General features: G+C 35.6%; 27 protein-coding genes. 18 read left to right on the top strand and 9 right to left on the bottom strand.

Annotation, left to right across the window (positions count from 1 at the left end):
- Positions 1–250 precede the first annotated feature (250 nt).
- The gene (locus LAV82_RS00265; RefSeq protein WP_211077580.1) at positions 251–445 is read right to left on the bottom strand and encodes a hypothetical protein; all 195 of its coding nucleotides are present in this window, start codon (positions 443–445) and stop codon (positions 251–253) included.
- Between the two features lie 563 nt (positions 446–1,008).
- Here LAV82_RS00265 and LAV82_RS00260 point away from each other — a divergent pair.
- Positions 1,009–2,454 (top strand): DHA2 family efflux MFS transporter permease subunit, encoded by a 1,446-nt coding sequence (locus tag LAV82_RS00260; RefSeq protein ID WP_211077581.1) that lies wholly within the window; start codon positions 1,009–1,011, stop codon positions 2,452–2,454.
- A gap of 94 nt (positions 2,455–2,548) precedes the next feature.
- Positions 2,549–3,016 (top strand): hypothetical protein, encoded by a 468-nt coding sequence (locus LAV82_RS00255; RefSeq protein WP_013058392.1) that lies wholly within the window; start codon positions 2,549–2,551, stop codon positions 3,014–3,016.
- Positions 3,017–3,280: 264 nt separating this feature from the next.
- Here LAV82_RS00255 and LAV82_RS00250 read toward each other — a convergent pair whose 3' ends face one another.
- Together LAV82_RS00250 and LAV82_RS00245 are read right to left on the bottom strand one after the other, a co-directional pair.
- Positions 3,281–4,579, bottom strand: a complete 1,299-nt coding sequence (locus LAV82_RS00250) for a CitMHS family transporter (protein ID WP_053487609.1) — start codon at positions 4,577–4,579, stop codon at positions 3,281–3,283.
- 724 nt (positions 4,580–5,303) lie between these two features.
- The gene (locus LAV82_RS00245) at positions 5,304–6,155 is read right to left on the bottom strand and encodes a MurR/RpiR family transcriptional regulator (protein WP_063672422.1); all 852 of its coding nucleotides are present in this window, start codon (positions 6,153–6,155) and stop codon (positions 5,304–5,306) included.
- A 437-nt stretch (positions 6,156–6,592) separates the two neighbouring features.
- On the opposite strand from LAV82_RS00245, the gene LAV82_RS00240 reads away from it, so the two are divergent.
- The 3 genes from LAV82_RS00240 to LAV82_RS00230 all read left to right on the top strand — a co-directional run bounded on the left by LAV82_RS00240 (position 6,593) and on the right by LAV82_RS00230 (position 8,552).
- A complete protein-coding gene (locus LAV82_RS00240) occupies positions 6,593–7,273 on the top strand; it encodes an RraA family protein (RefSeq protein WP_499715373.1) in 681 nt (226 codons plus the stop codon).
- A gap of 20 nt (positions 7,274–7,293) precedes the next feature.
- On the top strand, positions 7,294–8,184 hold the full coding sequence (locus LAV82_RS00235; RefSeq protein ID WP_499715371.1) for a prephenate dehydrogenase/arogenate dehydrogenase family protein: 891 nt from the start codon (positions 7,294–7,296) through the stop codon (positions 8,182–8,184).
- A 197-nt stretch (positions 8,185–8,381) separates the two neighbouring features.
- Entirely contained in the window at positions 8,382–8,552 is a 171-nt protein-coding gene (locus LAV82_RS00230; RefSeq protein WP_168761135.1) for a hypothetical protein, read from the top strand.
- 291 nt (positions 8,553–8,843) lie between these two features.
- Here the strand turns inward: LAV82_RS00230 and LAV82_RS00225 are convergent, their stop codons facing one another.
- Entirely contained in the window at positions 8,844–9,716 is an 873-nt protein-coding gene (locus LAV82_RS00225; protein ID WP_211077586.1) for a LysR family transcriptional regulator, read from the bottom strand.
- A gap of 125 nt (positions 9,717–9,841) precedes the next feature.
- Here LAV82_RS00225 and LAV82_RS00220 point away from each other — a divergent pair, with 125 nt between their 5' ends.
- Together LAV82_RS00220 and LAV82_RS00215 are read left to right on the top strand one after the other, a co-directional pair.
- Positions 9,842–10,951 carry a Gfo/Idh/MocA family protein gene (locus LAV82_RS00220; protein ID WP_499715368.1) on the top strand — a complete coding sequence of 370 codons (1,110 nt, stop codon included), beginning with the start codon at positions 9,842–9,844 and terminating at the stop codon, positions 10,949–10,951.
- A gap of 97 nt (positions 10,952–11,048) precedes the next feature.
- On the top strand, positions 11,049–12,038 hold the full coding sequence (locus LAV82_RS00215; RefSeq protein WP_499715366.1) for an MFS transporter: 990 nt from the start codon (positions 11,049–11,051) through the stop codon (positions 12,036–12,038).
- Positions 12,039–12,133: 95 nt separating this feature from the next.
- Here the strand turns inward: LAV82_RS00215 and LAV82_RS00210 are convergent, their stop codons facing one another.
- The 3 genes from LAV82_RS00210 to LAV82_RS00200 are packed head-to-tail and all read right to left on the bottom strand — an operon-like array spanning position 12,134 to position 13,483.
- Positions 12,134–12,544, bottom strand: coding sequence for a YvaD family protein (locus tag LAV82_RS00210; protein WP_029323476.1), 411 nt, complete (start codon positions 12,542–12,544; stop codon positions 12,134–12,136).
- A gap of 4 nt (positions 12,545–12,548) precedes the next feature.
- Positions 12,549–12,911, bottom strand: a complete 363-nt coding sequence (locus LAV82_RS00205; protein ID WP_211077588.1) for a DMT family transporter — start codon at positions 12,909–12,911, stop codon at positions 12,549–12,551.
- Between the two features lie 14 nt (positions 12,912–12,925).
- Positions 12,926–13,483: a TetR/AcrR family transcriptional regulator gene (locus tag LAV82_RS00200; protein ID WP_499715363.1), complete on the bottom strand. Its 558-nt coding sequence runs from the start codon at positions 13,481–13,483 to the stop codon at positions 12,926–12,928.
- A 273-nt stretch (positions 13,484–13,756) separates the two neighbouring features.
- Here LAV82_RS00200 and LAV82_RS00195 point away from each other — a divergent pair, with 273 nt between their 5' ends.
- The 10 genes from LAV82_RS00195 (at position 13,757) to LAV82_RS00150 (ending at position 22,012) form a co-directional block, all read left to right on the top strand.
- Positions 13,757–14,122, top strand: coding sequence for a DUF2089 domain-containing protein (locus LAV82_RS00195; RefSeq protein WP_013058379.1), 366 nt, complete (start codon positions 13,757–13,759; stop codon positions 14,120–14,122).
- Between the two features lie 13 nt (positions 14,123–14,135).
- Positions 14,136–14,525, top strand: a complete 390-nt coding sequence (locus LAV82_RS00190) for an SHOCT-like domain-containing protein (RefSeq protein ID WP_499715361.1) — start codon at positions 14,136–14,138, stop codon at positions 14,523–14,525.
- Positions 14,526–14,535: 10 nt separating this feature from the next.
- The gene (locus tag LAV82_RS00185; RefSeq protein ID WP_499715359.1) at positions 14,536–14,817 is read left to right on the top strand and encodes a hypothetical protein; all 282 of its coding nucleotides are present in this window, start codon (positions 14,536–14,538) and stop codon (positions 14,815–14,817) included.
- Positions 14,818–15,179: 362 nt separating this feature from the next.
- A complete protein-coding gene (locus LAV82_RS00180) occupies positions 15,180–16,394 on the top strand; it encodes a cytochrome P450 (protein WP_499715357.1) in 1,215 nt (404 codons plus the stop codon).
- A gap of 375 nt (positions 16,395–16,769) precedes the next feature.
- The gene (locus tag LAV82_RS00175; RefSeq protein ID WP_499715355.1) at positions 16,770–17,168 is read left to right on the top strand and encodes a DoxX family protein; all 399 of its coding nucleotides are present in this window, start codon (positions 16,770–16,772) and stop codon (positions 17,166–17,168) included.
- 142 nt (positions 17,169–17,310) lie between these two features.
- Entirely contained in the window at positions 17,311–18,249 is a 939-nt protein-coding gene (locus LAV82_RS00170) for a ring-cleaving dioxygenase (RefSeq protein WP_499715353.1), read from the top strand.
- A 155-nt stretch (positions 18,250–18,404) separates the two neighbouring features.
- Positions 18,405–18,971 (top strand): NADPH-dependent FMN reductase, encoded by a 567-nt coding sequence (locus LAV82_RS00165; RefSeq protein WP_013058357.1) that lies wholly within the window; start codon positions 18,405–18,407, stop codon positions 18,969–18,971.
- 174 nt (positions 18,972–19,145) lie between these two features.
- Complete coding sequence (gene ycaC / locus LAV82_RS00160; protein ID WP_211077594.1) at positions 19,146–19,790, top strand: isochorismate family cysteine hydrolase YcaC; 645 nt, start codon at positions 19,146–19,148, stop codon at positions 19,788–19,790.
- Positions 19,791–20,047: 257 nt separating this feature from the next.
- Positions 20,048–21,139: a low temperature requirement protein A gene (locus tag LAV82_RS00155; RefSeq protein ID WP_499715350.1), complete on the top strand. Its 1,092-nt coding sequence runs from the start codon at positions 20,048–20,050 to the stop codon at positions 21,137–21,139.
- Between the two features lie 36 nt (positions 21,140–21,175).
- Complete coding sequence (locus LAV82_RS00150) at positions 21,176–22,012, top strand: alpha/beta fold hydrolase (protein ID WP_499715348.1); 837 nt, start codon at positions 21,176–21,178, stop codon at positions 22,010–22,012.
- Positions 22,013–22,213: 201 nt separating this feature from the next.
- Here the strand turns inward: LAV82_RS00150 and LAV82_RS00145 are convergent, their stop codons facing one another.
- Both LAV82_RS00145 and LAV82_RS00140 read right to left on the bottom strand, forming a co-directional pair.
- Entirely contained in the window at positions 22,214–23,113 is a 900-nt protein-coding gene (locus tag LAV82_RS00145; RefSeq protein ID WP_499715346.1) for an alpha/beta hydrolase family protein, read from the bottom strand.
- A 150-nt stretch (positions 23,114–23,263) separates the two neighbouring features.
- The gene (locus tag LAV82_RS00140; protein ID WP_029323463.1) at positions 23,264–23,707 is read right to left on the bottom strand and encodes an Lrp/AsnC family transcriptional regulator; all 444 of its coding nucleotides are present in this window, start codon (positions 23,705–23,707) and stop codon (positions 23,264–23,266) included.
- Positions 23,708–23,844: 137 nt separating this feature from the next.
- Here LAV82_RS00140 and LAV82_RS00135 point away from each other — a divergent pair, with 137 nt between their 5' ends.
- Entirely contained in the window at positions 23,845–24,429 is a 585-nt protein-coding gene (locus tag LAV82_RS00135; RefSeq protein ID WP_057273738.1) for a DJ-1/PfpI family protein, read from the top strand.
- Positions 24,430–24,519 lie beyond the last annotated feature (90 nt).

Below are 24,519 nucleotides of genomic sequence, written 5' to 3'. Positions count from 1 at the left end.
TATTTATTAAAATGAAGAGACTGAATTTTAATAATTCTGTTCAGAACTACCAATTATCCACATAAATTTTTAACTATAAATATTCTTCTGTTTAGAAGAATATCTTTTTAGTTAGATAAATTTAGTATGTGAATTCGAGCTGGAGAAAAATTTTAGTGACCAGAATGGGAAAAAAGAGACTACCCTACAAGATAGTGTATGGATATAAAAGGACATTACTTTTGTAGATAACGTCCTTTTACATAGCTAATTATTCTTTTTCAACTACCGTAAAGTATTGGACGTTCCTTTTAACAATGACCAAATCATTTGCTAGATCCAATATTTTACTTTTATCTTCAAACCTATACTGTATGTAGTTCTTTGCACGAATAAGTGATTTAGCTTCAACTAAATGACCTATTTCACCATTAATTAGATGAAACGTTACTTCATACTTTTTCATAAGAAAACACCTCCATAGTATCAATTTTTACTATTACTTAATTTCTGATACTATTTCTTTTGACTGATGATTAAAAAGTTAGTTGTGTTCTATTAGGGCAAACAGAACAAAAAGCATACAACAGAAACAAATTTTAATTGTCACAGGGCACTAAGTTAGGTATATAGCTGTTGTTATTTAGTATATTTTAGATAGAAACAGTACTTATAGCTGTGTTACAATATTCCTGTTATGTAGAGTGAAATTCATTTTATAGTTCTATTTCCTTTTAACTTACTTATTAAAAAGTCCATATTAGGAATGGAAATGAGTTTACATAGGAAGGTTTCTAAAACTGATTTAGAAATGAAATGGAGAGGGATCTGTGGAAAGAAACGAATTTAGAAGACAAAAAGCACTTCGATCAAAAGAGAAGAGAAAGAAAAAGCTTAGTCAACATAATGCCTTAAACCTATCACTAATCTTTATATCAATATGCATTGTTTGTCTGCTAATCAACTTATCATTGAGATAGAAAAACGTTCACTAAAAAGAGTATGTAAAAGAGAGGAAGACAATTTAATATGAGTAATCAACAAACAGTAGCCGAAAGCTCTAACATCAAAGTGCTGCCGATTATTACGTCGTTTCTTATTGCTGGATTTATTGGTTTATTTAGTGAAACAGCTTTAAATATGGCGTTAAAGGAGCTAATTTCTGGCTTTGGTATTCATGAAACAACCGCACAGTGGCTGACAACAGGGTATCTGTTAACATTAGGAATTTTGGTACCTATTTCAGGTTTTATTCTTCAGCGTTTTACGACCAGACAGCTTTTTATAGCATCTCTAATCTGCTCCATCATTGGAACATTTATTGCCGCTATTGCACCAACATTTGGGGTACTCATGATTGCCCGTGTCGTGCAAGCCGTTGGAACTGCTTTACTTTTACCGCTTATGTTTAACACGATTCTTGTTATTATCCCGCCGCATAAACGTGGAAAGTCAATGGGGATTATCGGCCTTGTTATTATGTTTGCGCCAGCTGTTGGCCCAACCGTATCAGGCTTAATCTTAAAAACATTAACGTGGCACTGGATTTTCTGGATTTCACTTCCGCTGTTATTTGTTGCCTTAGTGTTTGGAGCTTTCTTTATGCAGAACGTTACCACACCAACGAAGCCAAAAATCGATATGATTTCTGTTGTTCTTTCAACAATAGGTTTTGGAGGAATCGTATTTGGATTTAGCAGCGCTGGAGAAGGCGGAGGCTGGGGAAGTCTACAGGTTGTTCTAACTCTTGTGATTGGAACTATTGCATTAGTTGCATTTTCTATTCGTCAAACGAAGATGAAAGAGCCAATGCTAGACCTTAAAGCCTTTAAGTATCCAATGTTTACAGTTGGCCTTTTATTAATTCTAGTCTGCATGATGGTACTGCTGTCTGCGATGATGATTTTACCTTTATACTTACAAACATCATTAGCTTTATCAACCTTTGCCGCTGGTCTAATGCTTCTTCCTGGGGGAGTGATTAACGGAATTCTTTCACCGGTTATGGGCGGATTATTTGACCGCTTTGGTCCCAAATGGTTAGTTATCCCTGGTCTTGTGATTGTAGCCGGCACCATGTATGGTTTTTCAACCGTAACGCTGGAAACGTCAACAGGGTTTATCGTTGCCTTACACATTGCGCTTATGATAGCCATTTCGATGATTATGATGCCGGCTCAAACAAACGGATTAAACCAGCTTCCACCTGAGCTGTACCCGCATGGAACAGCGATTATGAACACCTTGCAGCAGGTTTCAGGCGCAATTGGAACAGCTGTTGGAATCTCCATTCTTTCATCAGGTTCAAGAAGCTTCCTTGAGACGGTATCAGATAAAATGGATCCATTAAATCAAGTTCTTGCCTTTACCAACGGTGTTCAGCATGCGTTCGTCTTTGCGATTATTGTTTCAATTGTTGGATTGGTTATCTCGTTCTTTATCAAGAGAGTTAATGTTGAACAAAAAGCACATTAATAAAAAACACAGACCATTGGATGGTCTGTGTTTTTTTGTAATAGGCGGACACTATAAGAAGAACTAGATAAAGTACATTGAGGTGAGTTCACTTATGATATCAAGAAAACACTTAGGATTTAACCTATCTATAATAGCGATTCCGTGGTTATCGTTGTTTTTTATAGGAAAACACAGCATAAGACGTTATTCGTTAGCAGGGATTTTTATTATTATCTTTGAAATTATTAATCATTTGTATGGGCATCAGAGGAAGTGGTGGAGATTTTATGATAAAAAAGATTCGTTTATAAAAGATGAACTTCCTTTTAGTATTGGGCCTTATATGCCTCTTTCAATGTGGCTGCTTAAATCTTCGTATGGAAACTTTAAGAAGTTTTTACTACTGAATATTGTAGTTGATGGAATCTTTGCTTTTTTCTTCATTGATGTTCTTAAAAGGTTGAAAATTGTAAGTCTAAACCGGTTAAATCATTTTCAATTTTTTATCTACCTTCACTACAAAGCATATTTGTTATATGGAGTGCAGTATTTATTTGAAAAGGCAAAAAAATGGAGTTGATTTAAAAACTTAAGTAGAACTATGTAAGCACCTTTTAAAGTTTTACAGATATAGACACCAATCTTATTATTCAAGCAATTGAAAATGAATTAGGTAGCCAAATTGTTGAGATCAAATTGACAAACGGAGATACTGTATCAGTCATGATTGATTAGTAATTGGCTTATGTTGTATTTCAATCTTTAATGTAATTAAAGTTAAATATATAGAAGAGAGAGCTGTTTTCAAGAATCAGCCCTCCTTTTTTATGTTTCTATAAATCATTCATATAGATAGTATTCCAAATAATACAGCCACAATCGTCATAACTAACGCTGTTCCAATGGCATACTTGGCAGCAAAGCGAATATGGTCACCTATATCAATACCTAGGAGTCCCACTAAGACATAAATAGAACCTTGAAGCGGACTTAATAGATGCAAGGGTTGTCCCAGTAGAGAAGCTTGGCCAATTTCTAGTGGAGGGATACCAAAGTGCGCAGCCGTTTCAGACATAATAGGAATAATCCCGAAATAGAAGGGAGCATTTGCCATGAAAAAAGTAAATGGCATACTTATAAGCGCAACAATTACTGTTAATTTTGGTCCAAGAGCATCAGGAATAACTGCTATTAAAGTATCCGCCATAGCTTTAACAATACCTGTTCCATCTATAATTCCAGTAAATATACCTGCAGCAAATATCATGGAAACCACCGTTAATATATTTCCTGCATGAGCATGCAAGCGCTCTTTTTGATCTTGTAAATTTGGGTAATTAACAATCATCACGATAGCAAAACCAATCATAAACAAAGCTGGTAACGGCAAGAACCCTAGAACTAGAGCAGTTAGAAGTAAAAGTGTTAGGATTAAGTTGAACCAGAATAATTTTGGGCGCTTTATTGATGCATCCATTCCTACATCAAGAGCTGCAGCAATTTCATCGTTAAATTCTGTATCTATATTGATAACTCCTAGTCTTTTACGTTCACGTCGTCCAAGAAAATAAGAAACCCCTAAAACCCAAATCGTGCCTGCAATCATAGAAGGAATAAGTGGTAACAGTAAGTCCGTTACATCTGCTTTTACCGCCGCCGTAGCTTGTACAGCAGGACCACCCCACGGAGTCAAATTCATGATACCCATTGCTAGGGCAGGAATACAGGCTAAAATAAGTTTATTCATACCTAATCGATTGTATAGTGGGAGAAATGCAGTTACTACAATTAGATATGTAATGGTACCGTCACCATCTAGAGCAACTATCAGAGAAAGTACTGCAGTACCCATCACGATTTTTAAAGGATCGCCGCCAACCATCTTTATAATTCTTGCGACCAGAGGATCAAATAATCCTGTATCAATCAGCACGCCAAAATAGAGAATGGCAAAGATAATCATAATTGCTGTCGGAGCAATGGTTTCAAGACCCTTCATCATCATTGGTCCTAAATCAGTGAATCCGCCCAATAAAGCAAAAACAATAGGAACCACCGTTAATGCACTAAAGGCAGACAAACGCTTACTCATAATTAAATACATAAATACTACAATCATGGAAAAACCTAAAAATGTTAACATATTATACCCCCTCTAGAACTTTCCTTCATTTTCCCTCTTGTTTATCTTTAATGTCATACTTTTTAAATTCTCATGAAACTATCTAACTGTCATTCTTTATTATAAAGCTGCTTTTCACAATCATTTATGAGTAAAAATAATTAGGTGCCTTTTACAATTTATTGCTTTTAAAAATATTCCTAGAATGAATGTAAGGGTTTACAAAAAAGCTAACGTGAATTACCCCTTAAGCCTACTGGATATATAGAATCATTAACAAATTATTTTCTATTCTCGTGTTCCTTAACCAATCACTCCTTTACTAAAATCTTTTGTTGATGATTGCTCAGAACCAACGGTAGTGCTCGCATCATTTGCGTTTTAACAAGCAAAATACAAGTGTTAGAGTTAATAAACTTATAGTCACTTTGTAGTATCTAAGTAATGGAGCAGTCAGATATCTCCGGATGATATCTAAAAATGATTTTACAGAAATAACTATATTCATTATTACAACCCTTTATAGAAAGTAATAATTATTACTTTTTATTTAATTGTTGTAATAATTGTGACTATTTAAAAGTATACTATCATGGCTTCTAATGAAAAGTAAATGTTTTTTTACAGAAATGAAAAGTGAAAGGGAAGTATTAGACTAATTAAAAAAATAAAAAAGTGGTAAAAACATGAAATGTCGAATTATTTTATACATTCGATATTTCATACTTTTACCACATTCGTAAATTTAATCAGTGTAATGATAATTAATTTTTGTAAGGACTGAATTGATTTTATCCAGACGATCTTTTGTCTTTTCGGGATAATTTATAGCTATTGCACTTACAAGGTAATCGGCTACGAGTAGTGATGATATGGGCGAATTATGAAAAGCAATACTACTAGAGCTACAAGGTAATACTAAATCTGAGTACTTAACTAAAGGAGAAGAATAACTGTCAGTAATTGAAATTACCTTGGCATCGTTGCTTTTGGCAGCTGTTACAAACTCAACAGTTCTTCTAGCGTATCTTGGAAAAGAGGTTGCAATAACTAAATCTCTAGAAGTAAAAGTAATTCCTTTATCCACCCAATCACTTAAGTCAGAGACAATTAGTTCACAGTTTCCGAGTAATCGATTAAGTCCAAAAGATAGATGCTGTGCCACGGGTAAACCACTTCTAACGCTTGTACAAAATATTCGGTCTGCAGAGACAATCATTTCTAACGCTTTATTTAGACTCTCTGTAGAAATCATTTCTACTGTTGATTGAATGTTATTGAATTGACTTTCTGCACAGCGCATCCACAAATCACTCTCATCTAAGCCCTTCAAATTTGTTTCTAATCTGATTTGAGGAGCAGCATTGTTACGTAAAAGCTCCTGAAGTCCTTTTTGAAACTCTGCATATCCAGAATAACCTAGACTAAAAGTTAATCTCATTATCGTGGTCGTACTAGTTTTTACTGTCAAGGCCAATTGATCAACCGTTAAAAAAGCTACATCGACAGGATTTTTAAGGATGTAGTCTGCTACTCTCCGCTGAGTTTCTGTTAGTTGTGAGATATTATCTTTTAATTTTAATATTGGATTTTCCATACCTTCGCTCCAATTAAACAGATTATATTGTAAATTTTATTTTTTTTAGTATATAAAAAGTATTTATCACAATACTTACTTGAATTTTAGCATGTTTACTTTTTTATGTAAAAATGTTTCTTCTAAGTAATAAGGCTTACGATATGTTTTTCCTGTGTTTTATTTACAAAAATAGATTTACTTTATTAGGCACCGGTGATAAGATACATTTAAGGTTGTTGTAATAAATATTACTAAAATATTAAATGTAGTAATATTTATTACTTTATTTATTTTTTACGATGTTTCTCTATCTTTTTCGAAAATGCAGCAAATAAACTGTAGATATTCTGCGAATAGGGGGGCAATATCTAATTTTACTAAATTAATTTTTGTAAGCGTTATCCTGAGTAGGGCATTGATTAGAATATATTAAAAGAGAAGAGGAGTGTATATCAGTGAGTAATTTAGCACCAGTATTATCTAAAGACATTATTAAGAGAGCAAAACTTCTTAACACTACTCTTATATCCGATGCAATGGGGTGTACAGGCTCAATGGATTATAAAATTAAGCCTGTATCTACAGGAATGAAGGTAGTTGGAACTGCTCTAACTGTAAGTTTAAGACCTGGAGATAACTTATTTCTTCATCAGGCAATCTATGATGGTACAGAAGGATATGTACTAGTTGCTGATGGAAAGGGGCATACGGCAAACGCTTACCTTGGAGAATTAATGGCAGCTGCAGCTAAAGCTATTGGACTTGAGGGGATTATTATAGATGGGGCAGTTCGGGACAAAGAGACCCTTAGTCAATCAGGGTTTCCTATTTTCTCAAAAGGATTTATTCCAAATGGCCCCCTAAAAGACGGGCCAGGTGAGTTACATAAGCCTATTTCTTGTGGAGGAGTATCTGTTATTCCAGGAGATCTAATTATAGGTGATGACGATGGAGTTGTTGTAGTGCCAAAAGAAAAGATTGAAGAGGTTCTTTTTAAAGCTGAAAAAAAACTAGAGTACGAGAAAACGCGTTTAGAAACAATCGAAGCATTTGAAAGAGCGCGTCTGCAAGGTGAATCTGGAGGCAACATTCAGCCTTCTTGGTTAAGAGAACAGATGAAAGCATACGGATTATAAACAGAAGGGAGAGCTTTAAAGTGAAATTAGGTTTTATTGGATTTGGAGAGGCGGCTTTTGAGTTGTCAGTTGGCTTAAAAGGCGAAGGTTTAGAAACCATTTTTGCTCATGATGTTATGATAGACCATCCTACATATGGTCCACAAATTAAAGAACGGGCTGCTCAAGCTCAAGTAAAACTTCTTTATAGACCCGAAGAAGTTTTAAAACAAGCAGATATAGTAATGGTAGCAGTACCCGCAGATAAAGCACTTGAAGTTAGTGAAATGCTAAAACCATTTATAAAGAAAGGTTGTATCTATGTAGATGTATCAGCTTCCACTCCTATCGTGAAACAAAAAGTTAACACAAATATACAAGAAAAGAATGCATTCTTTGTGGATGCCGCAATGCTAGGTCCCCTGCCGGTTTATAAACATAAGGTTCCTATTTCAGCAAGTGGTAATGGTGTAGATCGACTGATTTCCTTAATGACTCCGTACAGTATGGACATAACTAAAGTAAGTGAAAAACCTGGTGATGCCTCTGCTGTAAAACTAATTCGCAGCATTTATATGAAAGGTGTAGTTGCTCTTTATCTAGAGTTATTAGAAGCTTCTCATGAATTTAACGTAGAACAGTTAGTCTTAGATTCTATTAGTAAAACTCTAGATAGTAAGAGCTTTAGAGAAACAATGAACCGATTAGTAACGGGGACTTCTATACATGCGTTAAGAAGATCAATTGAGTTAGACGGCTCTATTCAAATGCTAGAGGCTTCTAATTTAAACTCGGTTATGTCTAAAGCAGCAAAAAGTAAGTTAGAAACATTAGCATCATTTAATTTGAAAGAGAAGTTTAAAGGACAAAAGCCAGACCACTGGTTGGATGTTATCAAAGCGTGTAAAGAAGATGCTGCTGTAAACAATTAAATAAACTAATTTATTGTATCAATAGTAAGATACGGGGGGATTTACTTGGGAACATGGAATTTTCAAAGCGGTTCCATTTGGTTAGAAAAGAGGTTCATTCCAAATAAGTCTACAGGTATAACAGTTACTCATAAGAATGCCAGAGATATTCATTTATCAGAATCAAATTTAATTGTAACAACCATAGGGGGTTTTTAATGTGGGTGGTTACTGTAATCAATGCTTATTCAAGAGAAAATAATATTATCATGTTTGAATTTAAAACAGAAAGGGAGGCAAGAGAAACTTTCGTGAAATTACAAAATCATAAAATTTTTTCTGAAATTATCTGTTGTTATAATCCAGCTTCTCCCCTAGCTGTTAACTGAGTTCTTTTAGGTTTAGGAAATCTACTTAAAAAAGATAGTGAAGAAGACCAAACAAAATGAATGAACAAGCAAATATGGTAATTCTCCAGAGCTTGATAATAAAAGAGATTTAAACGTTATGTTTAAAAATAAGATAGTGTTGGTAACCAATGGCGGCACAGGAATTAGAAAGGCTGCTTCCCATGATCAAACTTGTGGAAATTAAAAAATACCTCATATGACACTTATATAAAAGATAATTGCAGGTAAGGAATTGTAAAAGAGGTTACAGGAAGAACTGTAACCTCGATGTTAAACTTCCATTCCTTTAAAAGTGTCGCTAAGGGAGTTATTTAACTCAATAAACTGTTTTTCTATAGGGGTAAATTCATAATTTAGGCGAGAGATGAGATAAAAGTCAGTGTATCTATAGGTTGATGGAACTTCTAAATAATTGTTGATGTTATAACGATTTGCGATACGCTTAGATACTAAAGAAATACCCATACCCATTAATGCAAATTGTACTAATGTTTCTGGATCGCCCACTTCAATAATGTCACCTTGTTCAATATTTAAGCTCAAATAAATATTACGTAGTATTGTCATGTACAAGCACTTATCAGATAGTACAAGTATATTTTTTTGTCTTACATAATCATCAAATGTTGTGTGTGGATCAATCCCTCGACCAATTACAACCATTTCTTCTACTCCTACTTCTTTATACCTTATCTTTTTGTTGTTTAATGATCCAATTGTATAAGCTACATCAATTTGTCCAAGTAGAACTTGATTTTCAATATATTCGGTTGAACCGGTTTTTAACGTTACTGCTAAATCAGGATATGTGTTATAAAGTTTGTTTAAAGCGCTTGAGAATTCAGTTCCCCCAACTGATATCATGGTACCAATACGGAGTTTTTCGTCTTGTTTTTTCATTTTATTTTCAGTTTCTTCCCAAAGATGCAATATTTTTTTAAATTGATGGTACAATTTTTCTCCTTGTTTTGTTAATTTAACTCCTTTTGAATTTCTGATAAACAGTTCTTGGTTATAATACATTTCAATTTTCTTTATTTTTGCGGTCATATTAGATTGCAGATGGTTCAATTTCATCGCAGCAGCAGATATACTTCTTAATTCCGCCACTGAAACGAAAGCTTTCATGTTTTCAATATCCATTCATTTTCACCATCCATCAAAAAAAGTGATATATCCATCATATTTTAACATTTAAAATGATGATTCATTTTAATTATACTTGATTAAAAGGTAAGATTTTCTACAAAATTTTGGAGGAATGTCTAATGACGGATCAATTAATAAAAGTAGGAATTATAGGAGGATCTTTGAATAATCAATGGGCGAGTAAAACACATATTCCAGTACTTAAAGAAAACCCTTTTTATCAAATAACCGCGATTGGAACATCAAAAGCAGAAACCGCAAAGGAAAGTGCGAGGGTACTTCATGCTTCCCATAGTTTCACAGATTATAAGAAATTAGCTGAATCTAAAGATGTTGATTTAGTAGTAGTTAGTGTAAAAGTTCCATTCCATTACAAAGCTTCAATTGCAGCCATAGAGAAAAATAAACATATTTATTGCGAGTGGCCGTTAGGCATAGATACTATCCAGGCTGTTAAACTAGCAAGGTTAGCGGGTCAGGCGAACATTCACCATGCTATTGGATTACAAGCAAGACAATCTCCCGAAGTGAATTATATAAAGGAGGCTATTAAACAAGGAGAAATTGGGAGAATCATTTCCTGCACCATGCAGGTAGCCACACAAGGGAAAGGGGGAGTAACAGATGAAGCAAACAGTTATATTTTGAAAAAAGAAAACGGAGCGAACCTTCTTACCATTAACGGTGGGCACTCGCTTGATGTTCTTTGCTACATCTTAGGTGATTTTAGAGAGTTATCGGCTATAATGAATACGCATTATACAGAAACTCTCATACAAGGAACAGGAGTTACGATACCAAAAGATACAGCCGACCAAATCTTAATACAAGGGACACTCATCGATGACATTTCGGCTTCTGTCCATATTCAAGGCGGAGTTTATCCAGCTTTTCAATTAGAGATTAGAGGGGAAAAGGGGGTTTTTCGTTTAACACAAAATCATTCCTCAGGCCACGTGCAATTTGGTGATCTCAAAGTCGAAAAAGTTAAATATCCTACTTATTTATTAAGTGCTAAAGGTTTTTATTTTGAAGAAATAAACGTATCTTCAGTAAAAGATAATAATCCAAAAGGCTATGTTGAAAAGGCTTATAATATGTTGGCAAAAGATATATTCGAAAATAGAGGTCAAATTCCCAACTTCAATGATGCCGTTAAGCTTCATCAGCTATTGGATGCGGTTCGGACATCTGCAGAGACTGGTGAAAAAGTAGTACTTGATAGGTAAGGCATATTCATAACAACATGTATATTATGTAAAATAATTTAGGTTTATCACTTCTTGGAACGTATACAATTAAAGGTAAAAGGCAGCTAAAGGTGTTATGTGGCTGCGGTTCGTACAAGGCATCGGAGTAGGTGGTGAAGTTCCTGTTGCTGCAGCTTATATAAATGAACTTTCAGTTGCACAAGGACGGGGACGTTTTTTTATGCTGTATGAGATGATTTTTCCGCTAGGGTTAATGATATCCGCGCAGATTGGTGCTTTAGTTGTACCTAGCTTTGGGTGGAAGTGGATGTTTTTGATCGGTGGTATCGGCGGATTAATTGTCTTTTTATTTTTCTTTAAGCTGCGTGAATCGCCTCGTTGGTTAATTTCAAAGGGCAGGTTTGACGAAGCAGAAGGAGTAATTGAAGAAATTGAATCGAGTACGGATAAACGTATAGAAGCAAAAATTAGTGCACCTCAAGCTGTAGTAAAAGGCAATTGGAAAGAATTATTTCCCCCTTTTTACCGCAGTAGAACGCTAATTGTCTGGACACTTTGGTTTTCTTCCTACTTTGTTGCGAATGGACTTAACAACTGGCTCCCAAGTTTATATAAAACAGTTTATAATCTTCCATTAGAGGATTCTCTACACGCAGTGTCACTAACGAATGTGATTCAAACAGTGGCTGTGTTTGCTTGCGCCTTACTTATTGATAGAGTTGGCCGTAAAAGGTGGGCAACTATTGCTTTTCTTGTTGTAGAATTACTTTTAACGACACTTTGGTTTAATGGTGCCAAATCTGCCGAAAGTGTTATGTATTTAGGTTCAGCAGCTTACGGCTTTATGGGAACAATTACGGTTCTACTCTATCTCTACACGCCAGAAATTTATCCAACACGTATGAGAGTACTTGGAATCGCGTTTGCGACAGCATGGCTGCGACTAGCTTCGGCTATTGCTCCTACGATACTTGGCTTTGTGTTAGGCGCTAAGGGAATTACCTCTGTTTTTGTTCTGTTTGCTTGTGTAGCTGCAGTAGGTGCATTTATGGCATTTAAGATGATTGAAACACGTGAAAAGGTTTTAGAAGATATTGCACCATAAAAGAGCAAGTTCCAAGAGGTAAGATTAAGCCAATCTTACCTCTTTTATTAGTGAATGCTGCTATTCATTAATTCTTACAATTTTTAAAACGTTCATTATAAGGAAAGGTTGCTTTTTTGATTGCCGTTATCTTTTATAAGTAATTTTATAAAGAATAGAGGGTAAATCATCAAGTACAAATTAAAAGCCCACCATGTGAAATCGAAATCTTTAATAAATGCCCAATACGCAATAGCTTGTAGCCCTGAGCAAAATGTTAACACTAGAGAAATTAAAGCGTAACCTTTCCATGATTCTCTATGCAGCTTGTATAAATATAGGCTAAACAATCCAGTGAATGAAACAAGAATATCTAGAGGGAAGAACGACCAGTTCCAAGCTATGACTATGGGGTTATCATAATCTTTGAAGGCTGCACTTTTGGGTATCAATTCAAAGTAAGTAACAATCCAATAGATAATAAATCCGATATCTGTAACAAGAAAAAAAGGTTTTAAATATTTCATCTTTTTACCTTGTGTGTTCTTCTAAAGTGGATTTACTAATGTCAGCTTCTTTTTCACCGGTCATATTTAATGTCACTACGCCAATAATGATTAGAGCTATAGCAACAATTTTTAGCAGGCTTACACTTTCATTAAAGTACATAAATCCAATTAGCGTAATAATTATAATCCCCATCCCTGACCAAATAGCGTAAGCGATTGAAACCTCTAAACTTTTTAACGTTAACGTTAAAAAGCACAAACTACAAATATAAAAAAGTATAAGTAGCACACTTGGTATAACTTTAGTAAAACCGTCTGATAATTTCATGGACGTTGTACCAGCTACTTCAAAAAGAATAGCTAAACATAGATAAATCCAATGCAAATCTTTTCGCCACCTTATTTTTTTATAGAAATGCCATTCAAAAGAATATCCATAACAGATTTTAATATTTCACTCATTGTGAGTTTAGTGTTTAGCGAGAAGTTTGGCTGACAAATTTGGTTGATTGCGCCCAAGTATAGCTCTACAAACAGTTGTAAATTAATTTCACGTATAACTCCGGTTTCTATGCCTTCTTCCATAAGTTTTACCACTAGATCCCACTCTTGCTTTAGAAAGTCATCTATCTTAACCCATTGATTATAGTGAAGCCGTTTTAAATCTGCTAATAGGCGAATGTCCATTGTGCTAAACTCTTCAGGAACACATATAAGGACTTGGGTAATCTTTTCAAGTAAATTGAGACTTTCATCATGAAAGATTTCTTCTTCTTTGTTCTTAATCTGTAGGATGAGATTTTCAATTATTGAGTCAATGATTGCGTCTTTGGAGCTGAAATGTTGGTAAATGGTTCGTTTGCTAGTCCCCAAATTCTTAGCTAAATCGCTAATAGTAAAAGACAACCCTTTTTGCTGAATTAAAAAAATGGCTTCTTGTGTAATTTGTTCTTTCATAAAAAACCTCCATTTGGTACCAGGAATAATTTTATAGTACCAAATGTATTTTACAACATATTTTTCCAAAAAATAAACATTTTTATCTTGTGTTTACTTTTTTAGATGTGAAGGATCTGGGCTCTTATTGTTTTGGTTTCAGAGAAATTTATCAATATTTTTAAAATTAAAGTTAATATATTTAATTTTTAATATAAAATTATTTAATTTTATTGTTTTTAATATTAAATATTTGTTATATAATCAAATTAACTAAAAGAAGGAGATTTGATTATGGCTTATAAAGTAATTACAAATTGTCCTGTTTGCAGTGAAACATTAAAAATTACAAAGCTGCAGTGCACTCATTGTCACACGACAATTGAAAATGAATTTGAATTATCTAAACTGGCATCCTTATCAAGTGATCAGCTTCATTTTGTAGAAGTGTTTTTAACATGTAGAGGAAATATCAAAGAAGTTGAGAAAGAACTGGGCGTTTCATATCCAACTGTTCGAGGCAAGCTGACTGACATCATTTCATCTCTTGGATATGTAGAGAAGAAGAAAAATGAAGTAGATGAGAAAAAAGTTGTGTCTATGTTAGAAAATGGTGAAATTACAGCAGAAGAAGCCATTAAGCTTTTAAAAGGAGAATAGGGAGGGATGTTTTATGAAAGAGGAAATTACAAAAGTGTTAACAATGGTTCAAGAAGGCAAAATTGATGCGGAAAAGGGATCAGAACTGATTCAAGTATTAAAAGAGAAAGAAGAAACAGGAAATACGCTTTTAAAGAAACCAAATGCGTATTTAGATAAAACGTTAAAAATTCGAGTTGTGTCAACTGAAAACGATAATGTGAAGGTTAATTTGCCTATCAAACTTGTCAAGCTGGTATTAATGGCTGGACACAGCATCGCAGCGAGTATTCCCCAATCAGAAAAATATGTGAAAGATATAGACATAAACCTTATTGTTGAAGCAATTGAAAACGAGTTAGATGGCCAAGTTGTTGATATTAAATCGGCAAACGGCGATACCGTTTCAGTCATTATTGAGTAATGGTTCGCTTATGATTCATGTAAAAGTGAAAACCAAAGAAGCTCGGTTTAACATCCCTATTCCATATGCTCTTTTAAACGTTGTTATCAGCGTTGTTTTTTCAAAATTTATCCATAAGCATGCAGGTAAATGGACAAAAGAACATTTTAAAAGAAAAGAGCTGAATTTTACTTTTCCGCTAATCGATAAAAGATTGCTAAAGCCTATCGTCAAGGAACTAAAGAAACATAAGGGAATGGTACTAGTAGATGTCAAAGCTGCTGACGGTACGGAAGTAAGAGTTAGACTATGATTTAGTATAAAATACAATACGCTTTACAGAACTAAATTGAAAATCGCTCCAGACGTCTACGTTCATCTAAAGTAGACTACCTAAATACGAAAAGGCTGAAAAAAGAGATCATACAGCGTTCTATCTTGCTGTATGGTCTCTTTTTTGTAATTCCTTTTTATGTAAGGTCAATTTTAATGTTCTTAAAGTGAGAAACAATTCTTTTTGTTATTAAACGACAGGTAGATTTATAAAAAACAGATATTTAATACTATTGTGACAATTAACTACAAGTTGTAGAATACAACATATAAACTTTTAATTCGTTATATTTTGTTCATTAAATAAAATATCATTTTGGTGTACTAAAGGAGATGTATGTAATGGCTGTCAAAAAAGTGATTAATCTTGCTCCAATAACGCCCATGAAAGAATTAAATACAAAAGAGAAGTATTTTAACCCGTTTCCAATCTATGAAATGTTTCGAAAAGAAAATCCCGTACGCTATGATGAGGAAAGAAAGTGTTGGGATATTTTTCTATATGAAGATGTAGACTACGTGCTTAAACATCACGAGCTCTTTTCTTCTCAGCAGCAGCGAATGGTAGAAGGAGAGAATTTATTAAGGATGGATCCTCCACGTCACAAACAAATGCACGATCTCGTTAATAAAGCATTTACGCCTAGAGAAATTAATAATCTTGCTCCTCGTATTAAAGAAATTACGAATCAGCTGCTGCAAGATGTCATGGACAAAGAAGAAATGAAGATGATTCATGACTTTGCTATGCCACTTCCGGTCATCGTCATAGCAGATTTGTTAGGCGTACCCGCTGAGGACAGGGAGAAGTTTAAGGAATGGTCCGATATCCTTGTAAAAGGGGTAAGCGAAAATAAGCCTGAAGCGTATGAAGCAGTAAAGCATGAACAGCAGAATGCCCGCGATGAATTAAAGGAATACCTTCATAGAATTGTGCATGTAAGACGTCTAGATCCTAAACAAGATATCATATCAGCTTTACTTTCATCAGAAGTTGACGGAGATAAGCTTACAGACAGCGAAATATTAGAGTTTAGTATGCTGCTTTTAGCTGCAGGTAATGAAACGACAACCAACCTCATCACAAACGGAGTCCGTCTGCTTACTGAAATTCCTAGTCTGCAAAAGCAAGTGACAAATGATCTTTCACTCGTACCAACTATGGTGGAAGAGGTTCTGCGATTTTATCCACCTGTACAGGCACCTTCACGTATTGCCATAAAAGATGTTGAGCTTAGAGGTAAGACAATTAGAGAAGGGGATGCGGTGACTGCCTGGGTAGCATCAGCTAACCGCGATGAATCTAAATTTCCTCATGCTAATGTATTTCAAGCTGATCGTAAACCAAATCAGCACCTTACTTTCGGGAAGGGAATTCATTTCTGTTTAGGTGCTCCTTTAGCCCGTTTAGAAGCAAAAATTGCGTTTGAAGAAATGCTAAGCAAATGTACGAACCTTCAATTAAAAGAAGGTTCATTGATAGAACGAACTCCCGCACCGCAAATGTACGGTGTAGTAGAATACCCTGTTACATTTTCAGTCACCTCTTCGTTATAGTGAATCGTTTATACTAACAGGAACTCTAGATTACGTTTTTCTAGCTGAATCGTACGGATTGAGAAGGAGCATTTTCATGTCTTGAAAAATGAAAATACTCCTTTTTTAGTTGAATCATAAACATAAAATAGAGCCAGTTATACTATTTAGCCTAGGGATTTGTCATGTTCGAAGCTTCTCCCTTATTAATATAAAAAACATGAAATGTTCATATCCACGTCAAATAATGAATATGCTTTTTATACGTTGTAAAGCATTTCTATAAAATAATAAAATTTATATTGACAGTAGAATCATATGGTTTTATAATTACACTTAATTCGAGATATTTTAATTCGAGATTTTAAAGTGATGAAAAAATAGGAGGAATAAAAAATGGTGAGCATTGGTTTATTGTTAATACGTTTGGTCGTTGGATTATCTTTTATGGCCCATGGAACTCAGAAATTATTTGGATGGTTTGGCGGCCACGGACTAAAAGGAACAGGAGGCTGGTTTGAATCCATCGGAATGAAGCCGGGTGTTAGAATGGCGTTAATGGCTGGATTATCAGAGCTAGTAGGCGGGGCTTTATTTGCTGCAGGACTTCTTACGCCGCTTGGAGCGCTTTTAATTGCAGGAACAATGGTCATGGCGATTGTGAAAGTACACGGTCCAAATGGATACTGGGCAACACAAAATGGGTATGAATATAATCTTACGCTTTTAGTTGTAGCGATTGGTGTAGCAATTGCTGGACCAGGTTATTATGCACTCGACACTTTTATTTTCTAAAAGAGAGAATAGGCTGGAATAAGAAAGGTGCTTTTATTTTTTGGTTAATATCTCGAATTCGAGATATTGACGATAAATAGTTGTAATTTTAAGAGGGATAACGAAACATATGACGAAAAATGTATCGAAGGAGATGGTAGTAATGAGTAAAAAAACAGCGGGTATTCATCATATCACGGCGATTGTAGGTCATCCTCAAGAAAATGTTGACTTTTATGCAGGTGTGTTAGGATTACGTTTGGTCAAACAAACGGTAAACTTTGATGATCCAGGAACGTATCACCTTTACTTTGGGAATGAAGGAGGAAAACCTGGAACCATCATCACATTCTTTCCGTGGGCAAATGCACGACAAGGGAAAATAGGCGACGGGCAGGTTGGCGTAACTTCTTATGTGGTTCCAAAAGGTGCGATGGACTTTTGGGAACAACGATTAGCTAAGTTTGGAGTTTCAGCTGCAAAGATGGAGCGATTCGGAGAGCAGTATTTAGAGTTTGATGATCCTCATGGTTTACATCTAGAAATTGTTGAAAGAGAAGAAGGAGAAAAAAATACGTGGCAAGCTGGTGAAATTAAACCTGATGTTGCTATTAAAGGATTCGGAGGCGCTACGTTATTATCCGTTCGACCTGATGAAACAGCTCAATTATTAGAAAACGTAATGGGTCTACAAAAAGTAGGGCAAGAAGGAGATTTTATACGTTTTCAATCATCAGCTGACATTGGAAATGTGGTTGATTTAAAATTAACAACCATTGGACGCGGGCAAATGGGCGTTGGAACGGTTCACCATATTGCATGGCGAGCTAAAGATGATGAAGATCAGTTAGAATGGCAGAAATACGTAGCCGATCGCGGATACGGAGTGACGGCTGTTCGAGATCGAAATTACTTTAATGCGATTTACTTTAAAGAACACGGAGAAATTCTATTTGAAATTGCAACAGACCTTCCAGGCTTTGCACATGATGAATCACATGAAACAATGGGAGAAAAGCTCATGCTGCCTGAACAGTACGAAACCCATCGAGATCAAATTGAAAGAGCTTTGATTCCTTTTGAAGTGAGAGAATTAGACTGAATTTCACTGAAAAAATTCTTTTAGTAATAGTAAAACGCTAGTTCAACTCTACATTAGGTACAAAGAAGGAATTAATTTATCTATATATAAAACTAATATCTATATTTGAAACACCGTGGTAATATGAAATTAATTCCAAGTAAGGAGGTGAATAGATGACAAAAACTATTGGTCTTATTTGTGGAAGTTTACGAAAGAATTCGTATAACCGAATGATCGCTGAGTCATTGACTACATTAGATGACTCAGCTCAATATCGATGGATTGAAATAAGCAGCCTGCCTTTTTTTAATGAAGACTTAGAAGCTGACGGATCACCAGAATCTGTCGCATCTTTTAGAGCTGCGATTCAAGATGTTGACGGTGTTATCATTGTAAGTCCAGAGTACAACTCCGGAATTCCAGGAGTGTTAAAAAATGCCTTAGACTGGGCATCAAGACCTCGGACTTCTTCTGTTTTAAACAGAAAACCGGTTGGTCTCATTGGAGCAACTCCAGGAGGCTTCGGTACGGCTTTTGCTCAAATGCAAACGAGAGAAGTACTGGAAGCTATGCAAGTCAACGTTTTACCATTTCAAAAAATGCTGATTTCTCAAGTTCATGAAAAAGTTGATTCGCAACAAAAAGTACTTACTGATGAATCAACAAAACGTTATCTTCAGCGCTACCTACAGCAGTTCATTCATTGGATTGATCAAGCGCCTGTTCCTGTTCTAGATTAAGAGAGAGAACACACCTCACGAACCTTCACCTCAGAAATAGTTTTTCTTTCTATACATGTTTTACCTAACAGATCATAAATGAAATCCAAAAAACCGTTCAAATTATAGACCGCTTGTAAGGAATGGAAAAGGTACGTGTATCCTTACTTGCCTTAATTTAAGGAGGATTATAAAATGTCTGATCTTTACTCTCGCCTTTCAAAAGATGATGCTGCCGTGCTTTTAGTTGACCATCAATCGGGGCTTATTTCCGGCCTTGTACGTGACTATGGTGTTGATGAATTTAAAAACAACGTATTAGCTCTTGGTGATACGGCTAAATTCTTTGATTTACCCGTTATTTTAACAACTAGTTTTGAAAATGGACCCAACGGCCCGCTCATGCAAGAACTCGTTGATTTGTTTCCTGATGCGCCAAAAATAGCTCGTCCTGGACAAATTAACGCGTGGGACAACGAAGAGTTTGTTAAAGCCATTAAAGCAACGGGCAAAAAACAGCTGATTATCGCAGGTGTAGTGACAGACGTCTGCGTTGCTTTTCCTGCGCTTTCTGCCATTAAAGCAGGCTACGAAGTGTTTGTTGTGACAGATGCTTCAGGGACGTTCAATAAGCAAGTAGCGGATGCAGCATTAACGCGTATGGCTCACGGGGGCGCGCAGCTTATGAACTGGTTTAGCGTAGCGTGCGAGCTTCAGCGTGACTGGCGCAACGACGTTGAAGGTTTTGGTAATTTAATTTCTAGTCATCTTCCTGGTTATCAAAACTTAATGGGCAGCTATAGAGGAGCTCAGCGCGATTTCAGCAAGCAGAGTGTCTAATGTAGCAGAGACTACATTTTGCTAAAGGTCGTTCTCTTTACATATAAGACATGAAAGTAGAATGGCATCTGTGGATCATTTATGTGACGGAGAAAACGTAACGACATAAGAGAAATTGTTAGATAGGTGAGCCGACTGATGAACAGCTGGCTCACCTATCTTTTACTACGCTACCTGTCATGAAGTATGCATCTCTTGTATATAAAACAAAGTACATTAACGACAGCCTGATAAATGATAGGAAGGGATGCGGAGTAGTGGAAGAAAAAAAAGTTACGTGGCTGGAGCTTTTTTATGATTTGTTATTTGTGGCAGCCGTTGCGACTGCTACGCATGTTTTGCTTCACGTTGAACAAGGGTATATTCATGGAGAGTATTTGTTAAAGTTTGTACTGATCTTTATTCCGATATGGTGGGCGTGGACGGGACAAACGATGTTTATCAATCGATTTGGACAAGATTTTTTGCATCAGCGCATCTTTATGATTCTTCAAATGCTGTTTGTTCTTATCATGATCTCAAGCTTGTCCGTAGATTTTGATCAATATTACGTCTCTTTTCTGATTGGCTATATTGGACTAAGAGCGTTAACTGCTCTTCAGTATCTTATTGTTCAAAAATTTGAACAGAGTGAGAGAAAAAAAGTTGCTGTGTTTTTAGGCGTATGCTTTGGAATTGGCATTTTCATCTCACTTCTTTCGCTCTTTTTTGATTCATGGGTCCGCTACGCCGTGTTATATACAGGAATTGCAGTGGATATGATTTTACCTATTTTAGGACATAAACGGTTAGCGAAATTACCGACCAACACCGCTCATTTGTTAGAACGCTTTGCGTTACTAACATTAATCCTGTTTGGAGAATCCGTTGTCAGCATTCTTGCTGTGATACAGCCACAAAAAGGGGACTGGAATACCATTTTATTTTCGGTTATTTCATTTGTCCTGATCATCGCCATGTGGTGGCAGTACTTTGAGAACGTAGAAAAGAAAGTAAACAAGTCCATTCAAAGAGCGGGACAAACGATTATTTACGGACACTTACTTATCCTCATGTCTCTAAGCATGATTGCAGCATCGATTAAGCTCATGTTTTTACACGAAGTTCAGTACACATTCAGCTTATATTTTGTATTCGGATCCGTGCTGCTCTACTTCATGGCAACCACTCTTGTTTTTCACCAGTATAGATTTGAAGAACATCGTTTGAAAGTGTATCATTTAGGCTTGTTTTTAGGAATTTTAGCTGTGTTTTTTATTATTAACTTACTTTTAGTCGTCCCGAGCACCCTCATCATAGGAGAGTTAGCCATCTTTTTTATTATCTACGCTAGGTTTACGACCACTTAACCAAATAAAGAACGACTATATAATGGAGGTAGCAAAATGGCAAAAATTAATGTAGGAACAGAAAATGAAGCACCTATTGAACTATACTATGAGGACCATGGGACAGGAAAGCCGGTTGTCTTAATTCACGGCTGGCCACTAAGCGGACGGTCTTGGGAATATCAAGTTCCAGCTCTTGTTGAGGCTGGATACAGAGTCATAACGTATGACCGCCGAGGATTCGGAAAGTCTTCTCAGCCATGGGACGGCTACGATTATGAAACATTCGCTGCTGATTTACATCAGTTGCTAGAACATTTGGATTTAACAAATGTGACACTAGTCGGGTTTTCAATGGGCGGCGGAGAAGTAGCTCGTTATGTAGGAACGTACGGAACAGATAGAGTAGAAAAAGCCGTATTTGCAGGAGCTGTACCACCATTTCTTTATAAGTCAGAGGATCATCCTGAAGGAGCATTAGGTGATGCAGGAATTCAAGAATTTGAAAACGGCGTAAAAAATGATCGTTTAGCTTTTCTTGATAATTTTACAAAAACATTTTTTGGGATGGAAGACGGAAATGACTTAGTCAGCGAACCATTTCGACTTTACAACCGGGATATTGCAGCAGCTGCATCACCTAAAGGGACACTAGACTGTATAGCTGCTTTCAGCAAAACGGATTTCAGAGGCGATTTGGCCAAATTTACAATACCCGCTCTTATTATTCATGGTGATTCAGATGAGATTGTTCCATTTGAATATAGCGGAAAGCGAACGCATGAAGCCATTCCTGGTTCTAAGTTAGCCTTAATAAAAGGCGGTCCGCACGGCTTAAATGCAACGCATGCACACGAATTTAACGAAGCGCTCCTGTCATTTTTAAGAGACTGAATGTAAGTGATTATTTTGTAGGTGGAAATCTGACGTATGAATAGGAAAAAAAGAAGTTACCAATATGGTTACTTCTTTTTTGTTTTTACGTGGTTAGGTATAGTAAGTGAAATTACTTAACATCACTTTTTTTATTGATATAAGATTTAAAAATGTTTTTAGTAGCTTTAGAAGTCTCAAAAATATATAGAATAGTAATAGTTAAAAAGAATGTAATAAAAAGTCCAATATAGTGTTTTGCAGGTCCTCATGAAACTCTTTGCGATTAAAGCCTTCCGGATCCTGAGAAGGGAGGAAGGTAGGAGATTTCATAAAGTCGGGAAATGGGCTGAGAAATGAAAAGTGCCCTCCATTTTTTACAACTATATGCTGAACTTTTTCCGCATCAGAAACCCCATTTAATACAAATTCCCCGTGAAAAGAAGGAGTAATCGTATCCTTTTCGCCTGTAATCATTAAAATAGGTATATTGACGTCTTCAAGAGCTCCTCTTTCTCTGAACCATCCGGTGGCTGGCGCTAAAAGAATAAGTGATTGAACCCGCTTATCATGATCAACAGATAAACAATAAGGCTTTTGATCAGGAGATTCAGAAGGAAAAGAAGTGGGAACTCCACCTGCTACAGCAAGAGCCGTATATCCTCCCATTGAATGGCCAATAAGAGAAATGTTATTTGATTTAATGTAGGAAGAAAAGGAATGCTCTTTTAAAAACCAATCGATTACAGTACGTATATGATTAGGCCGATTTTTTAGATTACCTATTGTTCCAGATAGCGTATTATTCTCTCGATTGTTAAACGGATGCTGAGGTATTCCTACAATAAAACCATGACGTGCTAAAAACTGAGCAATTGTTCGATAAGCAAAAGGTGTGCTTCCATCTCCATGAGAAATAATGACCAAAGGAAATAATCCATCTGACAGCGGAGCATCTTGCGCAACGCTTATCGTGTAAGGTCCGATCTTTTCAACTGTTTCTTCTTTATATGTAGGATACATAATAAGCAGAGGAAAGACGTGTTCATTTTCTTGATCTTCTATATCTACGAATTGACATCCGGCATAAAATGACTGTCTTTCATCTTTTTTTATTTGCACGTATATCCTCCTCCTTGCTTTTAAAAATCCCTATTACAGCAGGCTCATATATGAAATTTGATTCAGTTAGCTCTCTTGAAAAATCAATTTGGATACTGTTAACTGCTAAATATATGAACATTTTAAGCCGTAGAAATTACTGTTTAAACGTTATCCACTGCTAGTATCTTGAGATAATTTAAGTTCCATATTCGTATGTGATGATAAAACGATGTTTGTTGAGGGTGTACCAAACTCCATAGCTTTATCAATAAATTCTTCTAAAGTATGTACGGACTCTGTACATACTTTTGCTATGTAACTTATTTTTCCTGCCACACGATAACATTCCATTACATCGGGATGAACGCTACAAAACGCGGCAAGATCCTTACATTTTGTCGTTTCAAATAAAACAAACGCAGTTATGTTTCTATTCAATTTTTCTGCATCAACAATTGTTTTATAGCCTTTTATAATCCCGTTTTCCTCTAACCTTCTCACTCGTTCAATGGTAGAAGGAGAAGATAAGTAAACTTTTTGAGCTAATTCTTTCATTGAAATCTTAGCATTTGCCTGCAGTTCATGAAGTATTTTTCTATCTATTACGTCCATTTTATCGTCAACCTTTTTTTATTAATTATTATCAAGTAATTACCTAATTTAGTAAAGCTATCTTTAGAAATAACCTAATTATTTGTATATAACATTGCATAAATATTTCATAAAATTTACTGAAAGGAGATGATTCTATGAAGAAAATATTATTACTTTTAGCAAATGGATTTGAAGCTGTAGAAGCAAGCGTTTTTACAGATGTGTTTGGGTGGAATAAATTTGAGGGAGACGGCACGACTGAACTAATAACAGCGGGCTTACATCCAAAACTAACATGTACATGGAACTTTACTGTAATCCCGGAAATGCTAGTATCAGATATTAATGTAAAAGAATTTGATGCGCTTGCTATACCCGGTGGTTTTGAAGAAGCAAATTTTTATGAAGATGCTTACGATGAGAGATTCTTACAGGTTATTCGAGAATTTCACTCAGCAGGAAAACCTATCGCTAGTGTCTGTGTTGCCGCTCTTTCACTTGGGAAAAGTGGAATTCTTGAAGGTAAAAAAGCTACTACCTATAATCACTCTACAAGTATAAGAAGGGCACAGTTAAGAGAATTTGGTGTACTTGTTCAAGATGATTATATTGTTGTAGACCACAATATAATTACTTCATCAAACCCTAGCACCGGGTTTGATGTGGCTTTTTTACTATTAGAGAAATTAACTTCTTTAGAAAATGTTCAACAGGTGAAAAACTTAATGGGATTTAACTAATCAACAAATATTGTTCTGATAGCGAATGAGTACTATATTAATCTGTAAAAGGGACAAAGATCTCTATAATTACAAAAAAATCCTTTGCCC

Source organism: Bacillus sp. ILBB4 (genome assembly GCF_035064545.1).
GTDB lineage: Bacteria > Bacillota > Bacilli > Bacillales > Bacillaceae_H > Priestia.
The sequence above is the reverse complement of the archived record's forward strand: the minus strand, read 5'-3'. Positions and strand labels throughout refer to the sequence as shown.

Coding starts and splice junctions, on each gene's coding strand:
- LAV82_RS00265 (WP_211077580.1), bottom strand. CDS start 445: ATGAAAAAGTATGAAGTAACGTTTCATCTAATTAATGGTGAAATAGGT.
- LAV82_RS00260 (WP_211077581.1), top strand. CDS start 1,009: ATGAGTAATCAACAAACAGTAGCCGAAAGCTCTAACATCAAAGTGCTG.
- LAV82_RS00255 (WP_013058392.1), top strand. CDS start 2,549: ATGATATCAAGAAAACACTTAGGATTTAACCTATCTATAATAGCGATT.
- LAV82_RS00250 (WP_053487609.1), bottom strand. CDS start 4,579: ATGTTAACATTTTTAGGTTTTTCCATGATTGTAGTATTTATGTATTTA.
- LAV82_RS00245 (WP_063672422.1), bottom strand. CDS start 6,155: ATGGAAAATCCAATATTAAAATTAAAAGATAATATCTCACAACTAACA.
- LAV82_RS00230 (WP_168761135.1), top strand. CDS start 8,382: ATGTGGGTGGTTACTGTAATCAATGCTTATTCAAGAGAAAATAATATT.
- LAV82_RS00225 (WP_211077586.1), bottom strand. CDS start 9,716: ATGGATATTGAAAACATGAAAGCTTTCGTTTCAGTGGCGGAATTAAGA.
- LAV82_RS00220 (WP_499715368.1), top strand. CDS start 9,842: ATGACGGATCAATTAATAAAAGTAGGAATTATAGGAGGATCTTTGAAT.
- LAV82_RS00215 (WP_499715366.1), top strand. CDS start 11,049: ATGTGGCTGCGGTTCGTACAAGGCATCGGAGTAGGTGGTGAAGTTCCT.
- LAV82_RS00210 (WP_029323476.1), bottom strand. CDS start 12,544: ATGAAATATTTAAAACCTTTTTTTCTTGTTACAGATATCGGATTTATT.
- LAV82_RS00200 (WP_499715363.1), bottom strand. CDS start 13,483: ATGAAAGAACAAATTACACAAGAAGCCATTTTTTTAATTCAGCAAAAA.
- LAV82_RS00195 (WP_013058379.1), top strand. CDS start 13,757: ATGGCTTATAAAGTAATTACAAATTGTCCTGTTTGCAGTGAAACATTA.
- LAV82_RS00190 (WP_499715361.1), top strand. CDS start 14,136: ATGAAAGAGGAAATTACAAAAGTGTTAACAATGGTTCAAGAAGGCAAA.
- LAV82_RS00185 (WP_499715359.1), top strand. CDS start 14,536: ATGATTCATGTAAAAGTGAAAACCAAAGAAGCTCGGTTTAACATCCCT.
- LAV82_RS00180 (WP_499715357.1), top strand. CDS start 15,180: ATGGCTGTCAAAAAAGTGATTAATCTTGCTCCAATAACGCCCATGAAA.
- LAV82_RS00175 (WP_499715355.1), top strand. CDS start 16,770: ATGGTGAGCATTGGTTTATTGTTAATACGTTTGGTCGTTGGATTATCT.
- LAV82_RS00170 (WP_499715353.1), top strand. CDS start 17,311: ATGAGTAAAAAAACAGCGGGTATTCATCATATCACGGCGATTGTAGGT.
- LAV82_RS00165 (WP_013058357.1), top strand. CDS start 18,405: ATGACAAAAACTATTGGTCTTATTTGTGGAAGTTTACGAAAGAATTCG.
- ycaC (WP_211077594.1), top strand. CDS start 19,146: ATGTCTGATCTTTACTCTCGCCTTTCAAAAGATGATGCTGCCGTGCTT.
- LAV82_RS00150 (WP_499715348.1), top strand. CDS start 21,176: ATGGCAAAAATTAATGTAGGAACAGAAAATGAAGCACCTATTGAACTA.
- LAV82_RS00140 (WP_029323463.1), bottom strand. CDS start 23,707: ATGGACGTAATAGATAGAAAAATACTTCATGAACTGCAGGCAAATGCT.
- LAV82_RS00135 (WP_057273738.1), top strand. CDS start 23,845: ATGAAGAAAATATTATTACTTTTAGCAAATGGATTTGAAGCTGTAGAA.